The organism is Cyclobacterium salsum, assembly GCF_010119245.1.
GTDB lineage: Bacteria > Bacteroidota > Bacteroidia > Cytophagales > Cyclobacteriaceae > Cyclobacterium > Cyclobacterium salsum.
This window is the reverse complement of sequence record NZ_WNKG01000012.1, coordinates 27456-49407: the sequence shown is the minus strand read 5'-3', so window position 1 is coordinate 49407 and position 21952 is coordinate 27456. Positions and strand designations below refer to the sequence as shown.

Annotated in this window: 21 protein-coding genes and 1 tRNA gene; 1 reads left to right on the top strand and 21 read right to left on the bottom strand. The window is 45.5% G+C overall.

Annotated features, from left to right (window positions below):
• Nucleotides 1–7 precede the first annotated feature (7 nt).
• Nucleotides 8–409 carry an START-like domain-containing protein gene (locus tag GJS45_RS19415; RefSeq protein WP_162343539.1) on the bottom strand — a complete coding sequence of 134 codons (402 nt, stop codon included), beginning with the start codon at nucleotides 407–409 and terminating at the stop codon, nucleotides 8–10.
• Between the two features lie 90 nt (nucleotides 410–499).
• On the opposite strand from GJS45_RS19415, the gene GJS45_RS19410 reads away from it, so the two are divergent.
• Nucleotides 500–573: transfer RNA gene (locus GJS45_RS19410), tRNA-Met, on the top strand.
• A 307-nt stretch (nucleotides 574–880) separates the two neighbouring features.
• Here GJS45_RS19410 and rplT read toward each other — a convergent pair.
• From rplT to GJS45_RS19310, 20 genes are all read right to left on the bottom strand, one after another.
• Complete coding sequence (gene rplT, locus GJS45_RS19405; protein WP_162343538.1) at nucleotides 881–1225, bottom strand: 50S ribosomal protein L20; 345 nt, start codon at nucleotides 1223–1225, stop codon at nucleotides 881–883.
• A gap of 103 nt (nucleotides 1226–1328) precedes the next feature.
• Complete coding sequence (gene rpmI / locus GJS45_RS19400; RefSeq protein WP_162343537.1) at nucleotides 1329–1523, bottom strand: 50S ribosomal protein L35; 195 nt, start codon at nucleotides 1521–1523, stop codon at nucleotides 1329–1331.
• 23 nt (nucleotides 1524–1546) lie between these two features.
• Nucleotides 1547–2098: a translation initiation factor IF-3 gene (infC, locus tag GJS45_RS19395; RefSeq protein WP_162343536.1), complete on the bottom strand. Its 552-nt coding sequence runs from the start codon at nucleotides 2096–2098 to the stop codon at nucleotides 1547–1549.
• Between the two features lie 85 nt (nucleotides 2099–2183).
• Nucleotides 2184–4139 carry a threonine--tRNA ligase gene (thrS, locus tag GJS45_RS19390; RefSeq protein ID WP_162343535.1) on the bottom strand — a complete coding sequence of 652 codons (1956 nt, stop codon included), beginning with the start codon at nucleotides 4137–4139 and terminating at the stop codon, nucleotides 2184–2186.
• A gap of 308 nt (nucleotides 4140–4447) precedes the next feature.
• On the bottom strand, nucleotides 4448–4705 hold the full coding sequence (locus tag GJS45_RS19385) for a Txe/YoeB family addiction module toxin (RefSeq protein ID WP_162343534.1): 258 nt from the start codon (nucleotides 4703–4705) through the stop codon (nucleotides 4448–4450).
• Nucleotides 4702–4878 (bottom strand): type II toxin-antitoxin system Phd/YefM family antitoxin, encoded by a 177-nt coding sequence (locus GJS45_RS19380; protein ID WP_235954879.1) that lies wholly within the window; start codon nucleotides 4876–4878, stop codon nucleotides 4702–4704. Before GJS45_RS19380 ends, GJS45_RS19385 begins: the two co-directional genes overlap by 4 nt.
• Nucleotides 4879–5456: 578 nt before the next feature.
• The gene (locus GJS45_RS19375; protein ID WP_162343533.1) at nucleotides 5457–8069 is read right to left on the bottom strand and encodes a DNA gyrase/topoisomerase IV subunit A; all 2613 of its coding nucleotides are present in this window, start codon (nucleotides 8067–8069) and stop codon (nucleotides 5457–5459) included.
• Nucleotides 8070–8391: 322 nt separating this feature from the next.
• Nucleotides 8392–9036, bottom strand: a complete 645-nt coding sequence (locus tag GJS45_RS19370) for a SatD family protein (RefSeq protein ID WP_162343532.1) — start codon at nucleotides 9034–9036, stop codon at nucleotides 8392–8394.
• 91 nt (nucleotides 9037–9127) lie between these two features.
• The gene (locus GJS45_RS19365) at nucleotides 9128–11029 is read right to left on the bottom strand and encodes a DNA topoisomerase IV subunit B (RefSeq protein WP_162343531.1); all 1902 of its coding nucleotides are present in this window, start codon (nucleotides 11027–11029) and stop codon (nucleotides 9128–9130) included.
• A 13-nt stretch (nucleotides 11030–11042) separates the two neighbouring features.
• Nucleotides 11043–11546, bottom strand: coding sequence for a DNA topoisomerase IV (locus tag GJS45_RS19360; protein WP_162343530.1), 504 nt, complete (start codon nucleotides 11544–11546; stop codon nucleotides 11043–11045).
• 96 nt (nucleotides 11547–11642) lie between these two features.
• A complete protein-coding gene (locus GJS45_RS19355; RefSeq protein ID WP_162343529.1) occupies nucleotides 11643–13235 on the bottom strand; it encodes a sialate O-acetylesterase in 1593 nt (530 codons plus the stop codon).
• Nucleotides 13236–13297: 62 nt separating this feature from the next.
• Nucleotides 13298–14074, bottom strand: coding sequence for a phenylalanine 4-monooxygenase (locus tag GJS45_RS19350; RefSeq protein ID WP_162343528.1), 777 nt, complete (start codon nucleotides 14072–14074; stop codon nucleotides 13298–13300).
• Between the two features lie 389 nt (nucleotides 14075–14463).
• Nucleotides 14464–15483, bottom strand: a complete 1020-nt coding sequence (gene aroF, locus GJS45_RS19345; RefSeq protein WP_162343527.1) for a 3-deoxy-7-phosphoheptulonate synthase — start codon at nucleotides 15481–15483, stop codon at nucleotides 14464–14466.
• Nucleotides 15480–16253 carry a tryptophan synthase subunit alpha gene (gene trpA, locus GJS45_RS19340; protein ID WP_162343643.1) on the bottom strand — a complete coding sequence of 258 codons (774 nt, stop codon included), beginning with the start codon at nucleotides 16251–16253 and terminating at the stop codon, nucleotides 15480–15482. Before trpA ends, aroF begins: the two co-directional genes overlap by 4 nt.
• A 5-nt stretch (nucleotides 16254–16258) precedes the next feature.
• Nucleotides 16259–17437, bottom strand: a complete 1179-nt coding sequence (trpB, locus tag GJS45_RS19335) for a tryptophan synthase subunit beta (RefSeq protein WP_162343642.1) — start codon at nucleotides 17435–17437, stop codon at nucleotides 16259–16261.
• 12 nt (nucleotides 17438–17449) lie between these two features.
• Nucleotides 17450–18103 carry a phosphoribosylanthranilate isomerase gene (locus GJS45_RS19330; RefSeq protein ID WP_162343526.1) on the bottom strand — a complete coding sequence of 218 codons (654 nt, stop codon included), beginning with the start codon at nucleotides 18101–18103 and terminating at the stop codon, nucleotides 17450–17452.
• The gene (gene trpC, locus GJS45_RS19325; protein WP_162343525.1) at nucleotides 18100–18921 is read right to left on the bottom strand and encodes an indole-3-glycerol phosphate synthase TrpC; all 822 of its coding nucleotides are present in this window, start codon (nucleotides 18919–18921) and stop codon (nucleotides 18100–18102) included. The genes GJS45_RS19330 and trpC overlap by 4 nt, the downstream gene beginning before the upstream one ends.
• Nucleotide 18922: 1 nt before the next feature.
• Entirely contained in the window at nucleotides 18923–19933 is a 1011-nt protein-coding gene (gene trpD, locus GJS45_RS19320) for an anthranilate phosphoribosyltransferase (RefSeq protein WP_162343524.1), read from the bottom strand.
• Nucleotides 19934–19944: 11 nt separating this feature from the next.
• On the bottom strand, nucleotides 19945–20508 hold the full coding sequence (locus GJS45_RS19315; RefSeq protein WP_162343523.1) for an anthranilate synthase component II: 564 nt from the start codon (nucleotides 20506–20508) through the stop codon (nucleotides 19945–19947).
• A 24-nt stretch (nucleotides 20509–20532) separates the two neighbouring features.
• Nucleotides 20533–21939, bottom strand: coding sequence for an anthranilate synthase component I family protein (locus GJS45_RS19310; protein ID WP_162343522.1), 1407 nt, complete (start codon nucleotides 21937–21939; stop codon nucleotides 20533–20535).
• Nucleotides 21940–21952 lie beyond the last annotated feature (13 nt).

Below are 21952 nucleotides of genomic sequence, written 5' to 3'. Positions count from 1 at the left end.
TGAGTCCTTATCCTCCGATAATTTCCTTGAGGCTATTGATCAGCCCTTCCCAGATCGACCCCTGCTCCTGTTCGTCATAGGCATCTCCATACTCAATGACCCGAAGGTAAAAGGTTTGGGTGAGTTCATTTTCATCCAATTTGAACTCAATAAAAGGACGATCGTGATCTTCTTCCTCCTCTTCCGAGGGGTCAAAAAATTCGAATTTGACGTGGTGGTTGGTCCGCATAATGACCGGTCGGGCATAATGATTTTCCCCATCATAGATAAAGTTATAAACCTTATCTTCGTTGATGACCACGTCGTCTGCAAACCATTGTGCCAGGCCGCTCGCCGTGCTTAAATAAGGATAAATGATCTTTTTGGAAGTATTTATCTGATAGTCTGAAACAAATTTAATTTTCTGCATGGCCATTCTGTTTCTGGTTATAAAAAGTGATTTTTTTAGGTTCTCAACTTGCAATTCAAGGATTATCCTCACATATTTGCATTCCAATTCGGCGAGGTAGCTCAGATGGTTAGAGCGCAGGATTCATAACCCTGAGGTCAGGGGTTCAACTCCCCTCCTCGCTACACATTTGAGGTCTCTTTCAAGAGACCTTTTTTCGTCCCACCGGATCGCACTAAGCGGGCAGATTCGCATCTGTTTCTCCCCATTACAAAATGTCCCCTATTTCAATACCCTCCTTTCGCCTACATCCTTGTTTCACTTTTGAACAAGGACCTGGAAACCGAAATGCTTTCTTAATCCTGTTTCGGATGCCCTTAACGCTTAAGGAAAAGTAATATAATGAAATTTTCAAAAAAGTAAACCTTCTTACTAAAGAGCAGGCATAAAAAAACCCTCCGAGGAGGGTTTTTTTATAAGGTATCAACCTGTTTATTTTACTTTATCCACCACGGCTTTGAATGCCTCCGGATGGTTCATGGCTAAATCTGCCAATACTTTTCTATTTAAGTCAATGCTGGATTTTTTCAGCATGCCCATAAACTGGGAATAACTGATGCCGTACTGACGGACCCCTGCATTGATACGCTGAATCCACAATCCGCGGAATTCTCTTTTCTTAACCTTTCTATCCCTGTAAGCGTATTGGAGGCCTTTTTCGTATTTGTTTTTGGCTACTGTCCATACGTTCTTTCCTCTTCCGAAGTACCCTTTAGTCGCCTTTAATACTTTTTTTCTTCTGGCTCTTGAAGCCACTGCATTTACCGATCTTGGCATGTTTGTTTTCGTTTTTGACCTTTGGTGCTCCTGACTGTTGTTTCGAAGACTTATTTAACCAAAGATCTGGTGTGAATTAAATAACCTGAATTAATGGAATCGATTAGATTCGTAGCATTGCTTTTACTCTTCCCTCATCGGTTTCGTGAACCGTCCCCATCTTGGTAAGATTTCGCTTCCTTTTGGTGGACTTTTTGGTCAGAATGTGGCTTTTGAATGCATGCTTTCTTCGGATCTTTCCGGTAGCAGAAAGCTTGAACCTTTTCTTGGCACTTGACTTTGTTTTTACTTTTGGCATTACCCTCTATCTGTTAGTTAATATTATTTCTTACTTGCTTTGGGAGAAACGAAAATATTCATTCGTTTACCCTCCATTTTGGGAAGCTGTTCTACCTGCCCATAGTCCTCCAGGGCCTGGGCAAATTTCAATAGCAGCATTTCTCCCCTTTCTTTAAACACAATGGTACGACCCACAAAATGAACGTATGCTTTGACTTTAGCACCATCTTTCAGAAAATTAATGGCATGATTTAGTTTAAAGTTAAAATCATGATCATCCGTATTGGGACCAAATCGTATTTCCTTAACTACCGTTTTTGCTGCATTGGACTTGATTTCTTTCTGCTTTTTCTTCTGTTCGTACTTGAACTTTGCATAATCAATCACCTTGCAAACGGGTGGTGCAGCGGAAGGAGAAATTTCCACGAGATCAAGACCATTATCCTGGGCAAGCGCAATGGCTTTGCTCGTCTCCATGACGGCATTACCTCCTTCTACAAAATCTCCTACAACCCTGACTTCTCTGGCCCTGATTTTTGCATTTACTTTATATGGTTCCTCTTGTCTCGGGGTATACGTTCTTTTTCCTCTCAAAATAGTTATGGTTGTTGTTTAAAGTTTCAATCTGCAAATATCTAACAATTTTTTAAATATTAAAAATCAGCAAATTATAATACTGTTATTTATTTAATGATTCCTTAATGATTCCCTGAAAGTATTCCACAAAGGCTTCTAGTTCAAAACTGCCTTTGTCTCCCTCACCGTGTTTACGTAAGGAAAGTTTATTTTCTTCTTGTTCCTTTTCACCGACAATTACCATAAAAGGAATCTTTTTCACCTCGGCATCCCGGATCTTCCGCCCAATTTTTTCATCCCGGTGGTCGATGTCTCCCGTAATCCCGCTATCAGCCAGCAACAACCTTACCTTTTCGGCGTAGTCGGCAAATTTTTCGGAGATCGGAAGAATGACCAATTGCTCCGGTGCCAGCCACAAAGGGAAATTTCCCGCGCAGTGCTCAATCAGTACCGCGACAAAACGTTCCAGGGAGCCAAAAGGTGCCCGGTGAATCATTACCGGCCGGTGTTTTTGATTGTCAGATCCGGTGTACTCCAGCTCAAAGCGCTCGGGCAACTGATAATCCACTTGTATGGTGCCCAGTTGCCAGCTTCTTCCCAACGCATCGCGGACCATAAAGTCCAGCTTGGGTCCGTAAAAGGCCGCTTCACCCAGTTCGGTGACGGTCTTCAGCCCTTTCTCCCCGGCCGCTTCGATGATGGCCGCCTCTGCTTTGTTCCAGGCAGCCTGTCCCCCGATGTATTTCTCCATCTTTTCGGGATCCCGAAGGGATATTTGGGCGGTGTAATCCTCAAAGCCTAGCGCCTTAAACACGTACAACACCAAGTCAATGACTTTGATAAATTCTTCCTTTACCTGGTCCTGACGGCAAAAGATATGGGCATCGTCCTGCGTAAATCCCCGCACGCGGGTCAATCCATGCAATTCCCCACTTTGCTCGTATCGGTATACGGTACCAAATTCGGCATACCGTACCGGCAAATCCTTATAGGACCGGGGCTTGCTTTTATAGATTTCGCAATGATGGGGACAGTTCATGGGCTTAAGCAAAAACTCCTCTCCCTCGTGTGGCGTGGTAATGGGCTGAAAGGAATCCTTACCATATTTTTCGTAATGCCCGGAAGTTTCGTACAAGGCCTTGTGTCCGATGTGCGGGGTAATTACCTGCTGATAGCCCGAATGGTCCTGCTCCTTTTTCAAAAAGCTGACCAGACGCTCTCGAAGCAGGGTACCTTTAGGCAACCACAGGGGCAGTCCCATCCCTACCTTTTCTGAAAAGGTAAACAACTCCAATTCCTTGCCCAACTTGCGATGGTCTCTTTTTTTGGCTTCTTCCAGCATTTCCAGGTATTCCTTCAGCTCCTTGGCTTTGGGGAAGGTAATGCCGTAGATACGGGTCAGCATTTTATTATGCTCGTCCCCCCGCCAGTAGGCCCCGGCGATATTGAGTAGTTTGACCGCCTTTACAAAACCCGTATGCGGAATATGCGGCCCCCGGCAGAGATCGGTAAATCCGCCCTGCTTGTAAAAAGTGATGGTGCCATCCTCCAGTCTTTCCAACAAGTCCAGCTTGTATTCATCACCCTTGTTTTCGTAGTAACGAACGGCATCACTCTTGGAAATTTCGCTACGGGTATATTCGTTTTTCTGGCGCGCCAGTTCCACCATTTTGGCTTCAATTTTTTCCAGCTCAGCGCCTTCGAGGGTTTTGTCTCCAAAGTCTACATCGTAATAGAACCCCTGTTCTATCGGTGGTCCGATACCAAATTTGATCCCGGGATAAAGTGCCTCCAGTGCTTCGGCCAGCAGGTGGGCGGAGGAGTGCCAAAAGGTGGATTTCCCTTCTTTATCATGCCAGGTGAGCAGGGATATACTAACGTCCTTGTTTATGGGACGGGTGGCATCCCAGACTTCCCCATCGACCTTTGCCGCCAGGACGTTTCGGGCCAGCCCCTCGCTGATACTCATGGCGATATCCAGGCCAGTGATCCCTTTTTCAAAAACCCGAACCGACTGGTCGGGAAAGGTTACATTAATTTCATTTTCGGATTGTGACATGCGTGCGCTTTCGATTTGTTTTCACCTTTACAAACAGGTGTTTTTTAACGGACTGCAAATATGCACATTCGGAAGGGTAAATAAAAGGGAAGCCGGGCTTATCCCAGGGATTGGGGTAATGGGGGTGGATTGGCTGATCGTAGGCTGGGCTGTGTTGTTGATTAATGGAGTAATAATAAATGCTAGCCGTTTTGTACTGCTCCGGGCGGCCGACCTGGTAAAAAGTGTATCAGACGGGCATCAAGCCGAATTTGAGGTTGGAAAAACAAAATCACTAACGAATAAAATTACCCAAAATCTCCCTTTTTTTAATCGTAATGAAACCTGCATTTAGCAATCAAAATCTTATCTGCTTTCACCTGATAAATCAGTCGATGTTCGCCATTAATCCTCCCGGACCAAAAACCGGAATAGTTGTATTTCAGTGGCTCGGGTTTACCGATTCCGTCGAATGGGTTCCTTGCAATATCCTTTATCAGGGAATTAATTCGTTTCAGCATTTTTTTATCCGTCTGCTGCCAATACATGTAGTCTTCCCAGGATTCAGCTGCGAACACTAACTTCATTCCTCTATCAGGCCTTTTTCAAATGAGGAACCTGATTTAAGTTTGGAGATAGCCGCATCAAGCCTCTTTTCGTTGGCCCTTGAGGATAATCCATGCTGAGTTGCCGTAAGCGAATTGTACTCCTCCAAGGAAATGATCACTACCCCGGTATCCTTGCCGCGGTTAATAATCAAGGTTTCAAAAAATTACCTGTTACACTGTCCAGGTATTCTTTAATATTTTTCCTGAAGTCAGATAAAGTGGTAGTCAACCTGCTTTTTATTTTTTATGTACATGAAGGTGGACAGAGTTTAGGTTACCAGGCAAATGTTTTATTGACAAATGAGCCAACATTCAGATAAAATATGCTATTTGGTTAACCTGGGTTTATACGGAAGTATTGATTCTAGAAACTAGAGGGATTGAGTTTCACGCAGCGAACGCAACGAAGACGCGGCGAACGCAGCGAAATAAAAATCCATAAATCTGTTTTATCAAGTGGCTATTCTAGGAACGATCGTAAATCAAAAACTTCGAAAAAACCTGCGGCGACCGCTGCGAACCCTTAGCGGCCGCCGCGAAAAACAATCGTTACGGCATTACTTCTGAAAATTGATTTCACGCTGCGAACGCAACGAAAACGCAGCAAAACGAAAATCCATAGACCTGTTGTACCTAGTGTCTAACCTCGGAACGATCCTAAATTAAAACCTCTGAAAAAACACGCCGCGACCGGCGCGAAACCTTGGCGGCCGCCGCGAGAAAAAGCTAATTAAAACAAGCCCAGTTGATCCTCCTCATCCTCATCGTCCCCATCTTCCTTTTTCTTTACATCAAAATTCACGGTGGAGCCTACCGAGAGGTTATCTTCGCCCTTGCCACCCGCTTTCTTATCCGGTGAGGCGACCAGTTCCACGGCTTTTACGGTGTGGTTACTCAGGCGGTTCCCAACGGCTCGCCAACCCTTCACATCGATAAGCATGTCCATGTCGTACACGTTTTCGTCCACCTCTTTACCTTTTTGAAGTTTCACCTTCACCTGTGGTTGTTTTTCGGTGGTTACCACGTTCAGACGGGAATTTTTATGGTCGGAGATGAAATTGAATTTTTTATTTAGCGTGGAGGTTTCCACCAAAAACCGTTTCACATAATGGTTTTTACTGGCTCCATCAAAATAGATGGCGGAAACCACCCTTTCCGAATCGAACTTTTCCACATGCATCAGGTTTTCCTGATCGTAGCGGTTGGTCAGCTCAAAGTTGGTCAGCTCGTAACTGCCATCTTTATAGAAGGCGAGAATCTTATCATCTCCCAGGAAGTTGCCTACCCATTTACCCCGCTCATCGGTATTGAGCCGGCCTACGGAAGGGTCGTAATAAATATCCAACCCTCCCAGGGTGGAAACACCCTCCATTTTCAACTGAATTTTACGCACGGGGTATTTGGTCAGGATATTGCCCTGAGCTCCCCGGCCCTTGATCTCAATGTCCTTGAAATCAAAATCAAATACTTTAACCCTTGCCTTGCTGCCTGCGGTCAGGTAAACGGTGATGATTTCGGCTTCACCATTTCCGTTGGCTGTAAAATACAGGATCCGCGAGCCTTTGCTGCCTTTGGTGAGCACGTACTCCCGGTCACGGGTGACACTCAACACCTGAAACCGCTTGATCATCGCCCGGCCCGAGGCCCCTTCTAAGTACACCAGGTTGTACACCATGCGCTCGTCCCCTTTTCGGTATACCGCCGCATGGATAATATCCTTGCCGACGAATACCTTGTCCTGGATTTTCGTGACCACACAGACTCCGTCTTTACGGAATACAATGATATCGTCCAGGTCCGAACAATCACAGATGAATTCGTCTTTTTTCAGCCCGTAACCAATAAATCCATCAGCGCGGTTAATGTACAACTTGGCATTATTTGCCGCCACTACATTGGCAGAAATGGTGTCAAAGGTTCGGATTTCAGTCTTCCTTTCCCTCCCTTTGCCGTATTTGCTAAGCAGGGTTTTATAATACTGAATGGCGTATTCCGTCAGGTTTTCCAGATGGTGATTGACTTCTTCCAGCTCTTCCTGAAGCTTTCGCATCAACTCATCCGCCTTGAAGGTGTCGAATTTGGAAATACGCTTGATCTTGATTTCGGTCAGGCGGATAACGTCATCCCGGGTAATCTCTCTGTAAAACTCCGGCTTGAAAGGATCCAGGCCCTTGTCAATGGTTTCAATTACAGCCTCCCAGGTTTCGCATTCCTCAATATCCCGGTAGATCCTGTTTTCAATAAATATTTTTTCCAGAGAAGAAAAAAGTAACTTCTCCATCAATTCCCCTTTCCGAATTTCCAGTTCCCGGTTCAGCAGGGTTTTAGTCTGTCGTGTGTTGTATTCGAGAATCTGATTTACCGTCAGGAAAACCGGCTTCTCTTCGATAATTACACAGGCATTGGGAGAAATGCTTACCTCGCAATCGGTGAAGGCATACAGCGCATCAATGGTCATGTTGGGCGACTGCCCCGGAGCCAATTGAACCTGAATTTCCACGTCTTTGGCGGTATTATCCACCACTTTCTTAATTTTGATCTTGCCTTTATCGTTGGCTTTGATAATGGATTCGATCACGGAGTTGGTAGTGGTTCCGTAGGGAATGTCTTTGATCAGCAGGGTTTTGTTGTCCTCCTCTTCTATTTTTGCCCGGACTTTGATGCGTCCTCCCCGCAGGCCCTCATTATACTCTGAAAAATCTGCCAGCCCCCCGGTATTGAAATCGGGCAACAGGTTGGCTTTTTTTCCCTTCAGAATCTGAATGGAGCCTTCGATCAGCTCGCAGAAATTGTGGGGGAGAATCTTGGTACTCAGACCCACAGCAATACCCTCCACTCCCTGAGCCAGCAGCAAGGGGAATTTAACCGGCAAGGTAACTGGCTCTTTTTTTCTACCGTCGTAGGATAGCTGCCACTTGGTGGTTTGCGGATTGAACACCACATCCAGCGCAAACTTGGACAACCGCGCCTCGATATATCGGGCAGCCGCCGCCCCATCACCGGTCCGCACATCTCCCCAGTTGCCCTGGGTTTCGATCAGCAAATCCTTCTGCCCCAGGTTGACGATCGCATCTCCGATGGAAGCATCCCCGTGGGGGTGATATTGCATGGATTGACCAATGATATTCGCCACCTTATTGAATCGGCCATCGTCCATTTCCTTCATGGCATGGAGGATCCTGCGCTGCACGGGCTTAAATCCGTCCTCAATAGCAGGTACGGCACGTTCCAAAATCACATAGGAAGCGTAATCTAAGAACCAGTCTTTATACATTCCGGTGACCGGAATCGAATCGTGTAAGCTCGTATCCCCGTTCTCGGGGTTAGTATCATTATCACTCATATTTTATTCCAATAATTCCAAATAGCAATAGTAGAAAACACCAATAAAACGGAGACAAGGTTTCCAACAAGGAAATAATCATTGGATATTTTATCTTTCTCATTTTTTAGTCTGGTGCCTATTTTTAAAGCCCCAAATAATATAAGGGTTTGGCCAAAACCCTGCATTAAACCTACATATAGAAATAACCGTTCTAATACCCCCAATAACATAGGCCTCAGGGAAAAACCCCTCTGCATAAATTTTTTCCTAAGCATTAGAAATATCCAAAATGCTAAGAATTCTGAGGATAAATAGGTAGCAAGAAGAATACTAATAAACTTTATCGACATAAGAGGATTTCCAACGATCTTTTTAATTTAAAATAATTATCCATGCCCAACGTTTTATTTCTTTTCCAAACCAATGACCTGTTCTTGTTTGTCTTTTCTGCCACCAATTTATAATCCTTCAACTCCAGTAAATTGGAAATTAAAACGTTATCTCTCCAATGCCACTTTCTTACATGAGATAGGTATAGGTTAAATTGGATTTGTTTCAATTCTTTATCTTTGATATCCCCTCCGATAGAAAGTAAGTCCTCCTCATCCTTCAATAAAATCAAACTTTCTCTCGCTTCAGTCAAAGCCGGCCCCATCATACCATGAGCTATTTTCGTGTTTATCTCTGTTTCAATTTCGCCCAGTTCAACCGAATATCGTAGGGATATTTCTTCATCCGCTTTCCACTTATTTTCCTCCAGCCATGTGACTATTTTGAAAATCGAACATTCACTTCTTACTATTCCTTGAAATTCATCTCCCAACGTAATGGTAAGTGGAGAGATCAATTCTTCCTGGTTAACTATATTACATTTTTCAACTAATTCTGCAAATGTTTTGGCCAATTTGGATAGATTGGAAAACCCACTGCTGTTAATAATATCCGCCATCAAGACATAATTCATAGCCCATTTTACTTTTTCCAAAACTATAGAATATTTCACTAAAAGTGAAATTAATGAATTTATTTCACTAAAAATGAAATAAAAAAAACCTATTTCTTAGATAAATAGAAAGCTATAAGACTGTCTCAGTCTCCTCCTCGGTTGTTTTTACCGCCGGATCCTCAAAAACAATGTCCTTTTCGATCTTCAGGTTATCGATGATAAAGGTCTGCCGGTTGGGGGTGTTTTTCCCCATGTAAAAACTCAACAAGTCTGCTATCTTGGTTTCCTTATTGAGGATGATGGGTTCCAGCCGGATATCTTCACCGATAAAGGTGCCGAATTCTTCCGGGGAAATTTCACCTAAGCCCTTAAATCGGGTAATTTCGGCTGCTTTTCCCAGCTTGTGGATCGCTCGTTGCCGTTCTTCATCGGTGTAGCAGTAGATGGTTTCCTTTTTATTTCTTACCCGAAACAAGGGGGTATCCAATATGTACAAATGCCCGTTTTTCACCAGATCGGGAAAAAATTGCAGAAAATAAGTCATGATCAATAACCGGATATGCATGCCATCCACATCCGCATCCGTAGCAATAACGATTTTTCGGTAACGCAAGCCTCCAATTCCATCTTCAATGTTCAGGGCATGCTGCAGCAAGTTGAATTCTTCGTTTTCATACACTACCTTTTTGGTCATGGAATAGCAATTCAACGGCTTTCCTCGCAATGAGAAGACAGCCTGCGTTTGCACGTTCCTGGATTTTGTAATGGATCCGGAAGCGGAATCACCCTCGGTAAGAAAAAGCATGGTCCCATCCTTCAACTCCGCATCTGCTTTTGGGTCATCGTAATGCACGCGACAATCCCGAAGCTTTTTATTATGCAGGTTGGCTTTTTTAGCTCGTTCATTGGCTAGCTTTTTGATACCGGAAATTTCCTTTCGCTCCCTTTCCGACTGTAGGATGCGCTTCAGCAAGGCATTGGCCGTGTCCGGGTTTTGGTGCAGGTAATTGTCCAGCTCCACTTTCACAAAGTCATTGACGAATGTCCGGAGGGTGGGGCCGTCAGGTCCTACACTATGGGAACCCAACTTGGTCTTGGTCTGCGATTCAAAGACCGGCTCCTGCACCCTTACGGCAATGGCTGCCACCACACTTTGACGAATATCGGAAGCATCGTAATCCTTTTTGAAAAAATCCCGTACCGATTTCACAATGGATTCCCGGAAAGCTGCCAGGTGGGTACCTCCTTGGGTCGTAAATTGGCCGTTCACAAAGGAGTAATATTCCTCCCCGTATTGATTGGAATGGGTGATGGCTATTTCGATATCGTTACCTTTCAGGTGGATAATGGGATACCTACGGCTGTCGTCATCCACTTTTCTATCCAACAGGTCCAGCAAGCCATTTTGGGAGAAAAACTTTACCCCATTAAAATTAATGGTCAGTCCCGAGTTAAGAAAGGCATAGTTCCAGATTTGGTTTTCCAGGTATTCCGGGATGAAATGGTAATTTTTAAAAATCGTTGCATCAGGAGAAAAAACGATTTTGGTTCCGTTTCGCTCCGAGGTTTTTTCAATTTTACTATCTTCCTTCAATTCTCCCATTTGAAACCGGGCCACCTTGCACTCGCCTTCCCGGAAGGATTGCACCATGAAGTTTTCGGAAAGGGCATTTACGGCTTTGGTACCGACTCCATTCAGGCCTACGGATTTTTGAAAAGCCCCTGAATCGTACTTTCCTCCGGTATTGATCTTGGACACGCAGTCGATCACTTTCCCCAGGGGAATACCCCGCCCGTAGTCTCTGATCTCTACTTTGTGTTCGCTAATTTTAACCTCGATGGTGCGCCCATGCCCCATCATGTGTTCGTCTATGCTATTATCCAGGATTTCCTTAACCATGACATAGATGCCGTCATCCTGCGCACTGCCATCCCCCAACTTCCCAATGTACATACCGGGTCGTAGGCGGATATGCTCCTTCCAGTCAAGGGATTTAATGCTGTCTTCTGTATAATTTGCGTTTGCTGCCATAAACTTTACTAATTCAACTTAAAATAGTACCTGACTTTACCTGCTTTATTTTTCCGGCAATCAGGTAAAAAAGACCCAACACCCATACCAGCATCAAGACCGGAGCCAGGTAAAAAAAGAAATTGTATTCCGAACTGTTGATCACATTTTGATTGCTGATGCTGTGAATGTAGAAGACCAATACCGCCGTGGCCAGATTGAGTATCGCGATAAAGGAATATATCCAGGCAAGCATCTTGTCCCGATACACATCGCCCACCGGAAACAAGCGATTTAAGGCGACAATCAATTTCATTTCCATGAGCTTCGCCGGGACGATCAATAGGACATTATATACCAGAAACAGTGCAATGGCACCATAAAAGAAACCTTCTTTGCTGATCTGCTTCAGCGGCATCCCTTCCTTGCTTGCCGCATAGGTGGCAAATTCGGGCAGTGCCGCATAGGCGTAAAGAAGCAGAAACAAAAACAGCCCTATGGTAAGAAAATAGAATACTTTGGCAAAACGGGTGTACATGGTTTTTTATTTAAAGTGCTAATATAAATATTTATCCAGTACCAAATTTGGAAAGTTCCGCCGCCTTTTCAGAAAATACCTGAGGCAATAGGCTAATCACTTGAATTCCAGGATGCGGTCCATTTCCTCACCGATACCGTGGAGAATCAATTTATCGGGATAGACCCGCACCACTGCCCCCAAGACCGGCGATTGCGCTTCCACCATCCCCAGCAGGGTGAGGTGGTGTACGCCTTGGGCATCTTTTACATAGTTACCCTCATGATGATGCCCGGAAAACCAGGCAACCAAAGCCGGAGAGTGACCGATTTTCTCCAACACCTCCTGACTATTGAGCAGGTGGAGCCCATTTTCCGGAAGGAGCGGGTAGTGGCAAAACACGATTATTTTTTTTCCGGATTCCTCGGCATTTTTCACGTTAGAAACCAACCAATCCATTTGTTTTTCACCGATGCCCCCATTCCAGGGTTTGGCATTGTTGGCACCGGAAGCTTCCAGCCGGGCCATTAAGTCACTTGCTTTCCGGTAATTTTCAGTTCCCTCCGGATGACCTTCCAGGCTAATATCCATGCCATCGAGCACCAAAAAAACAATGTTTCCCTTTTCGAAGGAATAGTAGCCCGATGGGTTTCCCAGCTTGTCGCCAACCTTAGCTTTCAAGCTGTCCGCTACCGAAAAATCATGATTGCCCCAAACATGGTGTAAAGGTGCCCTGGCGGCCTCCAATAAGCCGAGAGGTGCATCGAAACTTGCAAAATCCCGATCGATAAGATCCCCCAGGTTTACGATAAAATCTGGATCAAAAGCATTTAGAAACGGAATGGTTTGCTCCAGAGTGGCCAGGGTACCCCGGTAATTGCGTTTTCCAGCCGTCTCTGCGTCCGCATATTGCACGTCAGCAATAAGCCCGAAAGCAAAGCCTTGCCGGTCGGTATTTTCTTCCAGAAGTATGTTCATTTTATAGGCATATCGTTCTCCCAACAAAACCTGACTGGGACTATCAAAGTGCGTACTGTCAAAGGTGGTCGTCCCAAAGGAAGGGACCAGCGCCGTATGCGATACCCTTTCCGGGAGTAGCAGCAATTTTTCATTTAAAGATTTTCTCGATTCTTTGTCTTCCGAAAGTTGTCCGGCCACAAAAGGTAAATTCGGCAAAGACAGCGAATCCCGCAGGGCACCAATGAACTGGCTAATCTGCTCTAGGTACAGGTCGGGTTGGCTGGCGTTGGATTCGCCCTGGTGCCAAATCACTCCGCGAAGGATGCCGTCTCTGGAAGCGAGCCGGGCCCTTTGCAGCATGTCCCTGAAAAACGGGGTTCCTGGCATCCATTCCTCAATGGCACTCCCCCCTTTGGCATTGACCACAAGCCCGAGGTTATTATCGATTTGAAGGCTTTTCATCTTCCTGGCAAATCCGTAGGCAGGGCTCAGCCGCTGCATGCTGCTATCTTTTCGGATGCTAGAGTGAATGTTGAGGGGATTTCTGGCGGGGACCCAATCCTCCCCAGTAAATAAAAAGACCCCTTCAAGGGGTTCGGAAAGATCCGGCTGAATGCTGGCCCTTCCTGCCATGTTGGATTGGCCAATGGCCAGGTAGATATCCAAATCCTTGGATTCCTGGGCAGCTACCTGCCAACATAGCTGCCAACCAAAAAGGATCAGTAATAGTCTTTTAATCGAAACGCTCATACAAATAGTAAATCAGGTTATGGTGAATTGCCGAATCAAGAATAAAGAAAATCTTTCGGAATTCAGTCCGCTTTTTGAAGAAGTTCCTCCAATTTTTCTTCAATCAGCGGAATGGAAGCATAGAGATCTTCAAAACGCTCGATGACAAAATACCTTTCCTGAAATTTATTTTTCCAATAGGGCGTGTTTAAAATTACCTCCACATCGTATTCCAGATGGCGTGGTTCATTGGAAAGGGAAAACAGCGTCTCACCGGCTGAACTGAGAATTCCCGCTCCATATACCTTCAGTTTCCCCCCTTCCCGGATCAATCCAAATTCAATGGTGTACCAGTAAATCCGGGACAGCAGGTCAATGGCCAGGGGATTTTGAACGTGCTTCAAGGCTATTCCTGCCAGATTCTTTAAGAAACGCGTGTAAGTAGGATCTGTCAACAGGGGCAGGTGGGCAAAGGCATCGTGAAACATATCCGGCTCCTGCAAATAATCCAGTTCCTCCATGGACCTCAGCCAGGTTGAAGCCGGAAACCGACGATGATTCAAAAGTCCAAAAAACAGATCATCATCTATCAATCCCGGTACGACCTCCACCGCCCAGCCTGTGAGCCCTGCCAAACTTTCATTTACTTCTGCAAAATCAGCGATGCGATCCGAAGAAAAACCGATCAATTCCAGTCCATCCAGAAATTTTTGGGAAGCAGCGTCGGGAAGGTTTTTGTACTGCCGCTCAAAAAGAATTTTCCAAACCTGAAAATCTTCCGCAGTATACTTCTCGTACTCCTGCTGCATCGGTTTTAGTCTGGGATCAGAAAGAATGTTTGTAGAATCGGTAGCTGCCATGTTTTTAGGTAACGCATTTATAGAGTGGATCTTGGCTTTGGCTGTGGATTTTTTCACTATTCTTTGCCAAAAGGAATTTTTTACCCTCCTCTCACTAAGGTAAATTTAAGCAAGCTGTTTGTAAGCGGTCAGGTTTACCCCTACACTTTTACCAATCCGAAACCTCATTTCATCTGTTTATAATTTGCTTTTTAGCTGTCAGATGGAATCTCGCAATGATAATCATTCCTCTGTGTGTCGCCTCTGACATGCTCGATTTCATGTGTTTATAATTGTCTTTAAGTTGCCACATAGCCTGTCCCGATCTTAAATCGGGAGAATCTTCGCATGAATTATAATCATCCCTCCGTGGGTCGCTTGCGTCATGCTTGATTTCATCAGCCATTCCTTTATAACAAGTCGAAGGTTTTCCGCATGGCAAAAATCTTCCGGATCTGCTCTGCCAGCAAAGAACTTTGGGCAAAATTAAGGGTTTGCTGCCCGTCGGAATAAGCTTTATCCGGGTTCTCATGGGATTCGTAAATGATCCCGTCAGCACCCGCCATCACTCCTGCCAATGCCATTTGTGGTACAAACTCCCGAATGCCAATACCATGGGATGGATCCACCACCACGGGTAAGTGGGACTTGGATTTGAGAATGGGTACGGCATTCAGATCCAGCGTATTTCTACTTGCCTTTTCATACGTCCGGATACCCCGTTCACATAAAATCAGCTTTTCGTTGCCACCGGAAAAAACATACTCCGCCGATTGTAACAGCTCCTCAATGGTGCCGGAAATGCCGCGCTTGATCAAAACGGCCTTATCCACCTTTCCCAATTCATCCAGCAAATTGAAATTTTGGGTGTTTCTTGCTCCTACCTGGAATACGTCCACGTAATCATACATTTCCTCAATCTGGGAAACCTGCATCACCTCTGTGACAATTTTAATTCCCGCGGCTTTGGCTAGTCGGTGCCATAATTTGAGCCCATCCATGCCCAGCCCTCTGAATGCGTAGGGACTACTTCTGGGCTTGAAAACACCTCCCCGCATCATGGTTAGGTTATTTTCCTTCATATGGTTGATCACCTTCACAATCTGCTCCTCTGATTCAATGGAGCAAGGACCGGTGATGATCGCCATCTCTCCATCCTGGATAGCAATCCCATCTCCCAGATCAATACAGGTAGGTTTGACTTTCCATTTTTTTGAAACCAGTTTGTATTCATCCGAAACAATATGAATATCCTGAATCCCTTCTAATGCTCCTATTTTCCGAATATCAAAGGCCTTCTTTCCGATACCGATGAGGTAATCGCCCATCTGTGTTTTGACTTCTGTAACGGTATACCCCAGACCGGTCACTTGTTGTATCAACGCTTCTTTTTGTCCGAAACTGATCCCCTGTTTGAGCTGTATAATCATGATAGAATGCCTTGAATGTATTCGTTAATATCTTTTTTTAAGTCGGTTGATTCCCGCAATACGTTGATAAATGCACTTCCAATAATCGCCCCATGAGAATGGGCAGAGGCGGTTTGAAAGGATGGTTTGTCCGAAATCCCAAAACCAATTAATCGGGGATTATTTAGCTTCATGGCTTTTACCCGCTCAAAATAAGCCAATTGCTCGGGCGTGATCTCCTTTTTGGCTCCGGTGATACTTGCCGAAGAAACCATGTAGATAAACCCGTCCGTATGTTGGTCAATTTGTCGGATCCTTTCTTCAGCGGTTTGTGGAGAAATCAGAAAAGTATTTCGCAAGTCGTACGCATCAAATATTTCCTTGTATTCTGAAAGGTACTGTTGCATGGGCAAGTCAGGCAAAATCAGACCATCAATACCTACTTCCCTACATTTCTTACAAAAGGCCTCCATACCGTATTGTACTACCGGGTTAAGGTATCCCATCAGGATCACGGGAATGCTTACTTTTTCCCGTAATTCCCCTAATTGCTCAAAAAGCAATTTCAGGGTCATTCCATTTTTCAACGCCTGATTATTGCTTTCCTGAATGGTGGGACCATCGGCTATGGGATCCGAATAAGGCACTCCTATCTCAATAATATCAGCACCGGCCGCTTCTATGGCCTCCATAATGGTCAGCGTATCCCCAAGTTTCGGAAAACCTGCCGTAAAATAGATGGATAAAATACGTTCCTTTTTCTGTTTAAATAATTCGTCTATGCGGTTCATATCTACTAGTAATTTCCCCATTTAATGTAGGTATCTAAATCTTTGTCCCCCCGGCCCGAAAGATTGATGATAATCACATCGGTAGGTTCGTATTGGATCTGGTTTAGGGCTGAAAAAGCATGTGCCGATTCGATGGCAGGAATGATCCCCTCCAGTCGGCTGACCTCGATACCTGCCTGCATGGCATGCTCGTCCTCCACGGCTACAAACTCTCCCCTGCCCGATTCAAACAGATGGGCATGTACCGGACCAATGCCCGGATAATCCAAGCCAGCCGAAATACTGTGAGGTTCCACCACTTGTCCATCTTCGGTTTGCATCAGTAGCGTCTTGCTCCCATGTAGAATCCCCGGTTTTCCCAGCAAGGTAGTGGCTGCAGACTTACCGGAGGATACTCCCAATCCGGCAGCCTCAACGGCGATTAAGCGAACGGACGGTTCGTTGTAGTAATGGTAAAAAGCGCCAGCCGCATTGCTGCCGCCCCCAACACAGGCAATGACCAGATCTGGGTTTTCCCTTCCTTCCTTTTCCTTGAGCTGTGCCTTCATCTCTGCGGAAATCACGGATTGAAACCGGGCTACCATTTCGGGATACGGGTGGGGTCCTACCACCGAACCAATAATGTAATGCGTATCTACCGGATTATTGATCCACTGACGCATGGCTTCATTGGTAGCGTCTTTCAGCGTTTTGCTTCCCGAATTGGCAGGCACCACGGTAGCACCCAGTATCCGCATGCGTTCCACATTGGGTTTCTGTCGCTCCATGTCCACGGCTCCCATATACACCGTACACTCCATGCCCATCAGGGCGCACACAGTAGCCGTGGCCACTCCATGTTGCCCAGCTCCGGTTTCGGCAATGATGCGCTTTTTATTAAGCTTTTTAGCTAAAATGATCTGGCCTACGGTATTATTGATCTTGTGGGCACCCGTATGGCAGAGATCTTCCCGCTTGAGGTATATTTTGGCTTTGTATTTCTCCGAAAGCCTTTTGGCGAGAAATAAGGGAGTAGGCCTGCCCACATAGTCTTTCAAAAGGGAATCAAACTCTTCCCGAAAAGCAGGAGATTCCATAATCAGTTCGTAATTCTCCCGCAATTCCTCGATATTGGGGTAAAGCATTTCGGGAATATAGGCTCCGCCAAATTGCCCATAAAATCCATTTTCGTCAACTTTTATCATCGGTGTATCCATTTATTCTTTGGTTTTCTGTAGTTGTTGTCTGATCTCCCATGCCAATTCCCACACCAGGCCCAGGTCTTTTAGTCCCGGTCTGATCTCAAATTTTGAATTGATATCAATACCTGCCATGTGCGGAGCGGACTGGTACAAGTCCACCAATTCCCGGGCCTGGCCTGCCTGAATTCCCCCGCTGAGTAAAAACGGTTTGTGGAAGGGATATTGTTTAATAATTTCCCAGTTAAATTGATGGCCGGTACCTCCATACGAGGGACCATCGGTATCTAGCAGGAAATAGTCCACCAGTTCTTCATAGGCTTCCAATCCCTGCCAAGACCATTCCTTTCCGATCCGAAACACCTTGATCAGGGAGATTCCCGTCAGGTTTTTGATTTCCCTTACTTGTTCCGGTGTTTCATCTCCATGAAGTTGGACCTTATCCAACCCATAAGTCCGCGCTACTCCCTGGATCTCGTCCGGACTGGCGTTTACAAATACACCTACCTTGGTCAAGGCAACGCCTTGGTAATATTCCGGGACCACAGAAAACCCCGGCACATAGCGTCTGGAGGGAGGATAGAAAATCATACCCATCCAATCCACTAAACCGAGTTTCTCAAGTCCGCGAATATTTTCGGGATCGGCCATACCACAGACTTTAATAATCATGCCCCGGTGTTTTGAGCTTGCGAGATCAGTAATTTTCGGTACTGATTCATGAAATTATATGCTGCCTGATGGGGCCGAATGGTTTTCATGAAGTTTTCTCCAATTAGAAAACCATCAAAACCGGCTTGTTTTAGCCGTACCAGCGTGGCCGGATCAGAAAGTCCACTTTCCGAGATCCTGATAAACGTGTCGGGTATCACCTGAATCAATTCCAGGGAGGTTTCTATGTTTACCTCGAAAGTTTTCAGGTTCCGGTTATTTACACCTACCAGATCCACGTATTCGTTCAGGGATGCCTCCAATTCTTCGCGGTTATGAACTTCCAACAGCACTTCCATTCCCAGCTCTTTGGCCAAAGCAGCCAGTTCCCGGATTTTTTGAGGTGTCAGCGCAGCCGCTATTAGCAAGATGCAATCTGCTCCCAGGGCCCTGGACTCGATCAGTTGGTAGGCATCCACCATAAAATCCTTACGAAGGATGGGACAGTAATTAAATTTCCTGGCCAGCTTCAAATCCTCTGCCGATCCTCCAAAATACGTTTCGTCGGTGAGCACTGAAAGGGCGGAAGCTCCGGCTTGCATGTATCCAATGGTTATTTTTTCTACCGCTGCCGTTGAATTGATCCAGCCCTTTGACGGAGACTTTCTTTTAAACTCGGCGATGATGCCTGTTTTTTCCGGATCGGTTATGTATTTTCTCATAGAGACCACCGGGCTTCCAAAAAACAGGCTTTTCTCCAACAATTTCTCCGGGTAGAGTGCCTTTCGCTCAGCTACTTCTTCTTTTTTATGGGCAATAATGGTATCCAATAGGTTCATATCAATGAGTAGTTATGGAAGTTTGTGGATCGATCATCTTTTTAAATACCTTTAAAGCCGTTCCATTTTTAAGGGTTTCCGTGGCCATTTCCCTGGCCTTCTGAAAGGTCCACTCTGGTTTGGAGGTGAGCAAGGCCGCTGCTGCATTGGCAATAACCACCGCTTCCTGTGCTGGGCTTCCCTTACCTTGCAGAATATCGGTAAATATTTTGGCTGATTCTTCTACCGTAGCACCGCCAATGATTGCTTCCGGAGACACGGTCTCAAAACCCAGGCCCTGCGGGTTTACGACCTGTTCCCCGGCATTGGAAATCCACTTCAGATCTCCGGTAAGGGAGATTTCATCGTATCCGTCCAGGGAATGCAAGATACTAAATCGTACATCGTTGTTTTGGTAAAGGTACCCATACAAACGGGCTAGTTCAAGACTAAAAACACCCACCAATTGTTTTTTTGGAAAACTGGGGTTTACCATGGGGCCGAGCATGTTGAAAAACGTTTTTACACCCAACTCTTTTCGTACCGGTCCGATGTGTTTCATAGCGGGGTGAAACAAGGGGGCATGCAGAAAGCAGATCCCTGCCCGATCCAGACTCCTTTTAATTTCGTCAACGTCGTTGGTAAATTCATAGCCAAAATGCGCCAGAAGGTTGGAGGAGCCGCAAACGGAGGATACCCCTACATTTCCATGCTTGGCAACCGGCTGACCCGCCCCCGCAACAATAAAGGAAGCCAGGGTGGATATGTTAAAGGTATCTTTTCCATCCCCTCCAGTGCCACAAAGATCGATGGCATCGTATTCGGGGATATTGACCGGTATGCACCTTTCCAGCATGGCCTCCCGGAACCCCATGAGTTCCTCCACCCGAACGCTGCGCATCATAAATATGGTCAAAAAAGCAGCCATCTGGCTTTGGTTTACCTCTCCTGAGGTCATTTCTTTTAACACCCCCTTTGCCTGTTCCTTATTAAGGGTTTTGTGTTCAATCAGGTGATTCAGAATTTCTTTCATGATCCAGTAGTTTATTCTCCTTCAATCCAGTTTTTAATTATTTCCACCCCGTGTTCGGTCAAAATACTTTCGGGGTGAAATTGCAGGCCTTTTACCTGGTACTTAACATGCCTGACGGCCATAATTTGCCCATCCGGGGTTTTGGCTATCACCTCCAGTTCTTGTGGCAGCAGGGTTTCATCAATCACCCAACTGTGATACCTTCCCACGGTGAAAAATTCAGGCAGCCCTGTGAATAGCGGGTCCGGTTGAATCCGCACCTTGGAAGCCACCCCATGCACTACCTCACTGAGGTTTATCAACCCTCCGCCAAAGGCCTCCCCAATGGCCTGGTGGCCCAAACACACGCCCAGAATATCTTTGGTGGGGGCGTACTTTTTGATTAGTTCCGGCATGATCCCGGCTTCTGACGGAATCCCCGGACCGGGGGACAGCAATATTTTATCGTATTGACCCACCGCCTCCAACCCGATCTTATCATTTCGGTAAATATCCAAATCGCAACCCAGCTCCCGAAGTATATAGACCAGATTGTAGGTGAAGGAATCGTAATTGTCCAGTACCAGTATTTTCATTGGTATGTTGTTTTCAAGTAAAAATTAAATGGCCTCTGCTGATTTCAAGGCGACCCGCAAGGCTTCCAGCTTGTTACTCACTTCCTGGAGTTCACTCTCAATGGAAGATTTGGCCACGACCCCTGCACCCGCCTGAAAGCGTAGCTGATTGTTTTCTGAAATAAAGGAGCGAATCAAAATGGCATGGTTAAAATCTCCATTGAATCCAAGAAATCCGATTGCCCCTCCATAAAACTTTCTTGCCTTATTTTCCAGGGAATCGATCAATTCCATGGCCCGGTACTTGGGTGCTCCCGAAAGCGTTCCGGCTGGAAACGTATCAGCAACCAACTGAAGGGGATTAGCACCTGCCGGTAACTCCCCGGTAACTTTAGATACCAAATGGATTACATGCGAATAATATTGTATTTCCTTAAAAACCTCCACGTTTACCTTCTCGGAAGAGCGGCTGAGATCGTTTCTTGCAAGATCTACCAGCATCACATGTTCTGAATTTTCTTTGGGATCGTCGTAAAGCTTGATGGCAAGTTGGGCATCGGCCTCGTCATTACCCGTTCGTTTAAAAGTGCCCGCAATCGGATAAATGGTCGCTTTGTTGCCTTTTACTACTATTTGCGCTTCGGGGCTGCTGCCAAAAACTTTATAGGATCCATAGTCAAAATAAAACAAATAGGGAGAAGGATTGATGGAACGAAGTGCCCGGTAAACATTAAATTCATCTCCTTTAAACCCGGTAGAAAAAGCACGGGAAAGAACGATTTGAAACACATCTCCCCGAAAGCAATGATCCCTTCCTTTGGCCAGTATCTCCAAAAATTCCGCATCGGTGTAATTGGAGCTTTCCTCGCCGTCCAATTTAAAATCATAACTTGGGATGTTCTTATTGTTAAGAATCATCTCTAATTTGGAAATTCCCGATTCGCCCGGTTCGCCTTCCAGGTAATGCTCAAAAATGTGCAATTCGTTTTTAAAATGATCCACCACGATCATGTTTTTGTACACTGCGTAATGGATCAAAGGGATTCCGGAAGTCTCAGTATTCTGTAGCGTAATATCCTCGAAATGATTGACCGCATCGTATTGAATATACCCAAACAATCCATTGGTGATAAATTTAAAGTCCAATTTTTCCTCCTGGAAGTTATTGGAAAACTGGCGCAGGGCATCCATGATTTTTTCACCGGGTTTGAGTTCTCTGACGCTGCTATCCTGATTGGGCAGGGATTGCCGGATTTCACCGTTTTTAAGAGAGAAAGAGGCCATGGGTTCGCAACAGATATAGGAATAACTGTTTTCGTTTCCGTGGTAATCGGAACTTTCCAGGAGGATGGTATTGTGATACCTGTCCCGAATCTGCAGGTAGATGCTCACCGGGGTGATGGTATCCGCCAGCAGCTTTTTATACCGGGTTTTGATGTTGATTGGATTCATATGCTGTGTTTTT

Coding starts and splice junctions, on each gene's coding strand:
- GJS45_RS19415 (WP_162343539.1), bottom strand. CDS start 409: ATGCAGAAAATTAAATTTGTTTCAGACTATCAGATAAATACTTCCAAA.
- rplT (WP_162343538.1), bottom strand. CDS start 1,225: ATGCCAAGATCGGTAAATGCAGTGGCTTCAAGAGCCAGAAGAAAAAAA.
- rpmI (WP_162343537.1), bottom strand. CDS start 1,523: ATGCCAAAAGTAAAAACAAAGTCAAGTGCCAAGAAAAGGTTCAAGCTT.
- thrS (WP_162343535.1), bottom strand. CDS start 4,139: ATGTCACAATCCGAAAATGAAATTAATGTAACCTTTCCCGACCAGTCG.
- GJS45_RS19385 (WP_162343534.1), bottom strand. CDS start 4,705: ATGAAGTTAGTGTTCGCAGCTGAATCCTGGGAAGACTACATGTATTGG.
- GJS45_RS19375 (WP_162343533.1), bottom strand. CDS start 8,069: ATGAGTGATAATGATACTAACCCCGAGAACGGGGATACGAGCTTACAC.
- GJS45_RS19365 (WP_162343531.1), bottom strand. CDS start 11,029: ATGGCAGCAAACGCAAATTATACAGAAGACAGCATTAAATCCCTTGAC.
- GJS45_RS19360 (WP_162343530.1), bottom strand. CDS start 11,546: ATGTACACCCGTTTTGCCAAAGTATTCTATTTTCTTACCATAGGGCTG.
- GJS45_RS19355 (WP_162343529.1), bottom strand. CDS start 13,235: ATGAGCGTTTCGATTAAAAGACTATTACTGATCCTTTTTGGTTGGCAG.
- GJS45_RS19350 (WP_162343528.1), bottom strand. CDS start 14,074: ATGGCAGCTACCGATTCTACAAACATTCTTTCTGATCCCAGACTAAAA.
- aroF (WP_162343527.1), bottom strand. CDS start 15,483: ATGATTATACAGCTCAAACAGGGGATCAGTTTCGGACAAAAAGAAGCG.
- trpA (WP_162343643.1), bottom strand. CDS start 16,253: ATGAACCGCATAGACGAATTATTTAAACAGAAAAAGGAACGTATTTTA.
- trpB (WP_162343642.1), bottom strand. CDS start 17,437: ATGATAAAAGTTGACGAAAATGGATTTTATGGGCAATTTGGCGGAGCC.
- GJS45_RS19330 (WP_162343526.1), bottom strand. CDS start 18,103: ATGATTATTAAAGTCTGTGGTATGGCCGATCCCGAAAATATTCGCGGA.
- trpC (WP_162343525.1), bottom strand. CDS start 18,921: ATGAACCTATTGGATACCATTATTGCCCATAAAAAAGAAGAAGTAGCT.
- trpD (WP_162343524.1), bottom strand. CDS start 19,933: ATGAAAGAAATTCTGAATCACCTGATTGAACACAAAACCCTTAATAAG.
- GJS45_RS19315 (WP_162343523.1), bottom strand. CDS start 20,508: ATGAAAATACTGGTACTGGACAATTACGATTCCTTCACCTACAATCTG.
- GJS45_RS19310 (WP_162343522.1), bottom strand. CDS start 21,939: ATGAATCCAATCAACATCAAAACCCGGTATAAAAAGCTGCTGGCGGAT.